Origin of the sequence: Pseudoalteromonas sp. SG41-5, from assembly GCF_014164495.1 — a bacterium.
GTDB classification, from domain to species: Bacteria; Pseudomonadota; Gammaproteobacteria; order Enterobacterales; family Alteromonadaceae; genus Pseudoalteromonas; species Pseudoalteromonas rhizosphaerae.
Genome location: NZ_JACJFH010000156.1, coordinates 1 through 5920, shown reverse-complemented (window position 1 = coordinate 5920; position 5920 = coordinate 1). Strand labels below are relative to the sequence as shown.

6 protein-coding genes are annotated in these 5920 nt (G+C 40.0%); 1 reads left to right on the top strand and 5 read right to left on the bottom strand.

Going from position 1 to position 5920, the window contains the following annotated elements:
• Nucleotides 1–216: 216 nt before the first annotated feature.
• Entirely contained in the window at nucleotides 217–939 is a 723-nt protein-coding gene (gene trmJ / locus H5232_RS21915; RefSeq protein WP_145236524.1) for a tRNA (cytosine(32)/uridine(32)-2'-O)-methyltransferase TrmJ, read from the bottom strand.
• 290 nt (nucleotides 940–1229) lie between these two features.
• On the opposite strand from trmJ, the gene suhB reads away from it, so the two are divergent.
• Nucleotides 1230–2033 (top strand): inositol-1-monophosphatase, encoded by an 804-nt coding sequence (gene suhB / locus H5232_RS21910; RefSeq protein ID WP_145236520.1) that lies wholly within the window; start codon nucleotides 1230–1232, stop codon nucleotides 2031–2033.
• Nucleotides 2034–2081: 48 nt separating this feature from the next.
• Here the strand turns inward: suhB and H5232_RS21905 are convergent, their stop codons facing one another.
• The 4 genes from H5232_RS21905 to H5232_RS23965 form a co-directional block, all read right to left on the bottom strand.
• On the bottom strand, nucleotides 2082–2909 hold the full coding sequence (locus H5232_RS21905) for an ABC transporter substrate-binding protein (RefSeq protein ID WP_182740446.1): 828 nt from the start codon (nucleotides 2907–2909) through the stop codon (nucleotides 2082–2084).
• An 81-nt stretch (nucleotides 2910–2990) separates the two neighbouring features.
• Entirely contained in the window at nucleotides 2991–4778 is a 1788-nt protein-coding gene (locus tag H5232_RS21900) for a bifunctional diguanylate cyclase/phosphodiesterase (protein WP_182740447.1), read from the bottom strand.
• Between the two features lie 84 nt (nucleotides 4779–4862).
• A complete protein-coding gene (locus H5232_RS21895; protein WP_182719208.1) occupies nucleotides 4863–5390 on the bottom strand; it encodes a hypothetical protein in 528 nt (175 codons plus the stop codon).
• Nucleotides 5391–5714: 324 nt separating this feature from the next.
• On the bottom strand, nucleotides 5715–5920 hold a 206-nt coding region (locus H5232_RS23965), incomplete at its 5' end, for a hypothetical protein (protein WP_220496115.1).

Genomic DNA, 5920 nt, shown 5'->3' with positions numbered 1-5920 from the left:
AGGTTCTAGGTCCTATGTTCTAGGTTCTAGGTTCTAGGTTCTAGGTTCTACAAAGTTTATATCGCTCGATTCTACTCAAGCTATTCCTAGTGCCTATATCTTCCTAGCCCCTCAACTAACTTCAATACCCGACTGTTTTAGTCAAGTACTGTGTTCATTGTAATTACCTGAGTAATTTAGTCAAGTATTAGCGGCAAATAGTCTTATAACTTTCGCTTATTTAGTAGACTTATTTATTGAGGTTAAAATACCGCGCAAGATATTTAGCTCTGCATCTTCTGGGCGTGCACGGTTAAATAAACGACGTAGCTTAGTCATTACCATGCCCGGATGCTGCTTAATAATAAAGCCTGTTTCCAGTAAGGTTTGTTCTAAGTGTTCGTAAAATAACTCGGTTTGTTTTGAGCTTGGATACACAGCATCATCTACTGGCGTGGCTTTTGGTTGTTGATTTAAAAATGCCATACGCGTTTCGTAACATAAGGTCTGCACAGCCATTGCTAAATTAAGCGAGCTATATTCAGGATTAGCCGGAATACACACATGGTAGTTGCACAGTTGCAGTTCTTCATTACTTAAACCACTGTTTTCGCGGCCAAAAACTAATGCTACAGGACCAGTAACAGCTTCGGCAACTAGCTTCTCACCACATTCACGTGGTTCCACCATAGGCCACGATAAAGTACGTGAACGGGCGCTAGTACCAATAGTTAGAGCACAACCTGCAATCGCTTCAGCAACTGTGTCAACGATTACCGCATTACCTAGCACATCAGTTGCACCGGCCGCTAATGCGCTGGCGTGGCTATCAACTTCACACGCTGGATCAACTAAATACAGTTTTGATAAGCCCATGGTTTTCATCGCGCGCGCCGCTGAGCCGATGTTACCTGAATGCGAGGTGTTTACTAAAACAATGCGGATGTCATCTAAGATCATTACTGTTTAACTCATACCAAAAAATTGCGCGAATTATAACATAGAGAAAAGCTGTAAGCAGCAAAGATTCTAGGTTCTAGGTTCTAGGTAATAAATATGGGAAGTTTTATGTATCAACGATCAATGCTGGCTTTTGTCTTGTAATTTTTACCTTGCAACTCAATCCAGTACAAAAAACACTCAAAAATTTTTGGGGTTTATTGTTTACTTTGTGTCAAAAATCGCTAGAATACGCCGGCTGAAATATATAGAAATATATACACGTTCTTTTACAACCCAAAGGTAATACCATGCATCCAATGTTAAACATTGCGGTTCGCGCTGCGCGTAACGCAGGCAAAATTTTACTTCGCGCTGGCGAAGATTTATCAAAAGTTGAAGTGCAACAAAAAGGCACTAATGATTTAGTAACGAATATTGATAAAGAAGCCGAAGCCGTAATTCGCGACACTATTTTACAATCTTACCCTACTCACTCTATTGTTGGTGAAGAGCTAGGTGAGCACGTAGGTAAAGATGCAGATTACCAATGGATTGTTGATCCTATTGATGGCACTACAAACTTCATCAAAGGCATCCCTCATTACGCGGTTTCTATCGCACTTAAAGTTAAAGGTCGTCTAGACCAAGCTGTTATCTACGATCCAATTCGTGGCGAGCTTTTCACCGCTTCTCGTGGTCAAGGCGCACAGCTAAATAGCAAACGTCTTCGTGTAAGTAAAACTACCGTTCTTTCTGGTACTGTTCTTGCCACTGGTTTCCCATTCAAAAACAAACACCATATGGATGCGTATACTGAAGCATTCAAAGCATTGTTTGTTCACACTGCTGATATTCGCCGTGCCGGTTGTTCTGCACTAGACATGGCATACGTGGCAGCTGGCCGTGTTGATGGTTTCTTTGAAATTGGTTTGAAACCATGGAACTCAGCTGCAGGTGAACTAATGGTTAAAGAAGCTGGCGGTATGGTTGTAGATTTTGCCGGTGGTAATAATTACGCTCACAGCGGTAATATTATCTGTGGCGCACCGAAATTAACACAAGCGATGATCCGTGAAATTCGCCCAGTATTAACTGAAGCGTTACTTCGCTAATAGCAAGTTATACTCAGATCGATACTAAAAGGAGCCTAGGCTCCTTTTTTAATGATTAAAATAAGGGTTCTCTAATTTGATCTCAACAGTGTTCTGCGGATCAAATGGCAAGGCCTTTAAATCATCGCCAAAATACTGATTAAATAGCTCATCAAAACTACCGTTCTTTTGCATAATAGCTAAGCCATCGCTGAGCGTTTTTGCCAGTTCTGGCTTGTGTTTGGCCACAAAGTAATAAAAAGCACTCGGGTAGCTAATATATAAATTTGGCACAATAACCAGCGCTTGCTTATTAACTTCTTTTAACTCTGAGCTTACTTCTATGAAGGAGCGAGGAAAGTAATCAACTCGTCCGGTCAAAACGATATTAAACATCGCTTGATAATTTGCAAACGGCCGTACTGATAAATCATTATGTGCCAATATTTTGGTATCTGGCCAGTCATGCCCTTGAATTGCAGTAAACCCTTTTAGTTGCTCTTTGCTCTTGATATCAACAAAGCGATTAAGAAACGACTGCCTAGTTACTAAGGCTCGCTTACCAATATAACCTTTAAATAACGGCACTTTTATCGGTATTGCTAAGGTTTCGCGTTCGGGGCTGGTCATACTCCAATATAGGTCAACGCTATTATCGGCAAGGGATATGAGCGCTCGCTGTTGGTGAGGGTGTACCACGACAGATTCTAACTGGGCTGAATAATTAGCGGCATCAAGCGCACGTTGCAGTAACTCTTTTAAGTATGCATCTCGTTTATATAATGTTCGAGGTTCTTGAGCGATTGTGACCGTTTCTTTTGCTGCAGTTTTAGCACTGTATACGGTACTAACAATAAGTACCGAGAGCGAGATGAGTGAAAAGAAATACCTAGTCATATTTATTATTTTCTAGTGTTTTAGTAAAGCTACACGCTGAGCAATAAATACTCAAGAAAAACAGCCCTACTTAACGTTATTTTATATGACTTGTTTCTCAGGAGTTAAACGTACAACCGCCAAAGCAGGGCCACGTCGTTTACATAAAAATAGATAGCTGTGGCGATAACGTTTTGCTTCTTTTTTAGCATCTGTTGCCAATGCAGCAATTTGATGACTGTTAGTACACTGCTCTAGATCGGGTTCAACAACGCCAATCGATAAAGTAAGTAAAGGTACAAATTGCTTTTCACCTTCACGATTAGTTGCCCAATAACCACCACTGGCAATATGCTCTGGCGTAAAGAATGCACGAGATTTCAGCTCAAACTCAGTTATTATGTTGTTACATACTGTAGCCGCATCATCACCATCAAAGACCACCATAAAATCATCGCCACCAATATGACCAACAAAACTGGGCACATTACTACAAGCTTGGGTGGTGACATCGGCCAATAATTTGATGACACTATCACCACTGGCGTAACCATATAAATCGTTGAACTGCTTAAAGTGGTTTAAATCAATATAGGCTAATGCAAAGCTGTGTTTGGCTCTTAATCTATGCTCAATTGCTTCGTTAATTGCAACATTCCCCGGCAGCATCGTAAGTGGATTAGCATGCTGAGCATGACGAATTTTCTCTTCCGTAATATGTTTTAAAATATCCCGCAGTGGCGCGAGCCCTAAGTACTGCTCAGTGCGAGTGATCACAATATGACGGCGAATATCAAAATCATTTTCGGTAATTTGCTGACTAACAGTATCAAGTAGCTGATTTTCATCAACTACCAAGGGTTGCTTATGCATTAGTGCCGTAACCGGTTGTTTGTCGTATAAAGCATGGCCATAAGGAGCCGCAAATACTTCTGTCAGTTGATCTTTGTGTAATAAGCCTATCGGCTGTAAGTTTTCGTCTACAACCGCAAGACTGATAATCGATTTATCTTTTTCAAAAATATTATGCGCATCTTTACAACGGGTATGACTGTCGATGGAGGCTTGTTCGATTGCTAGCCAACCTATCGCCATTGATTGCTCAAACTGATTGGTAAGTGGAGTAAAACTTAATTGCTGTAATTGAGCTGAGTCAAACGCTAAACTAGGCTTTAAACTTGGTCGTTCCAGCAAAAAGCCTTGCGCATTCACAATGCCTAGCCCTTCAAGTAAACTTAGTTCTTCAACCCGCTCTATGCCCTCTGCTATCACGGCTGTTTTGGTAACTTTCGCTAACTCTATAATTGATTTTAAAAATTCTTTTTTAACCACGCTTTCATCACAATGGTCAATAAAATAACGATCAATTTTCACATAGTCAGGACATAATTCTGACCATTGCTTTAATCCTGAGTAGCCTGCACCTAAATCATCGATGGCAATCGAAAAACCGAGCTGGCGATAATGAGCAATTGTTTTCAGCAATAAAAAGCCATCATCGACCTTTTCTTGTTCGGTAACTTCAATCACCACTCTATTAGCGGCCAAACCAAACTGCTTAATTAGGTGTAATGTTTCGCCTTTCGGATGACAAGGATCCAGTAAGGTTTTAGGGCTTACATTTAAGAATAATTTGCCTTGTAGTTTTAACCTTACAAAATTTTCGATCGCTTTTGAACGGCATAGCAACTCAAGCTCTGAGATTTTATCGTGCACAATTGCAGCACTAAAAAGCGTATTTGGCATCTCTAATGCACAATTTTTAGGACCGCGACTTAATGCTTCGTAACCTAATATTTGCTGCCCAGCGATATCAAAGATGGGTTGAAACAGTGTCGTTATTTCACTATTTCGCAATATATTGTCTAATATACTTAGCTGAGCACTCACTTATCAATAACCCATTACTTCATTAAGAGGCAGTTAAAGTAGCAAGCTGGTATGACAATTTTATGGCAATTGAGTTTAAGCTATTTACTTTAATACTTGTTCAACCTGATCAAAATGAGCAATTACCTCAATAATCTCAAGTTCCGCATATTCATAAGCTTGTTGATCAACAAATCCTGAACGAGCAATCGCTTGTACAGTCGCAGGATGAACCAATAAATCCTTACCGTGATAACAGATGGGCTCGTCAAACTTAGGTAGCTTACCATCGCTATGATAACCACTTTCAATTTCTTCTAGGGGCAATGACGGGAGCAAATCAGCAACAGCAATAAGCGCATTTAAGTATTCAGCACATTGTGGATAATCAACTATCAAGTCACTGAGGATAGTCTGCGATAGCGCGACTAAATCAGCAGATTGAGTTTCTAAATTAGCCGCATCTTTTTGCACTCTAATACTGCGAAGTAAGTTGTTAGCTTGATGCTGGTAATGCTCAAGTGTTGTTAATTGATAAGGTTGTACAGCAGCCTTTGATTGCTTAGGTTTAACGTTGTCATCACATCCGCTAACAATAATTAGACTACTAGCGACTACAAGTTGCTTTAACATTAGTTGGTTACATCAATACTTAATCAATAATTACTATTATAGGAAATATTTAATTTCATAAATAGCAATAATTAAAATTCGCCATGATAAAGCCCCGCTTACATATAGCCTTACACCGAGCCAACCCGCAGGCTTCCAAAACCCTAGCACCTTTAACTTTATCTCTTTAATCTCTTCCTCTGTGAGCTCTGTGCCCTCTGTGGTGAATTAATCATTTAAACAATTTGCACCACAGAGGACACCGAGGCGCTTCGCGCAACACAGAGAAAGTAAGGTTAAGCCGAACCGGAGTTTTTCAAGTTAGTTGTCGCCTCAAGTTAAATTTTATGCCGCCCGCATTTCTTCTTTTTTCTCAGGATTCAAATTTACTTCGTTTATCATTGACCAATCTCGTGACTTTCCTGACTGTAATGGTCTAATGAAACTGGACAGGTTTATAGCGTAAAATGAGCTAAACCCAAAAGGTATCACTATGACCAGAAAATCAAAAGTAACACTCAGTGCACAACAAAAACTTGAATATGCCAAAT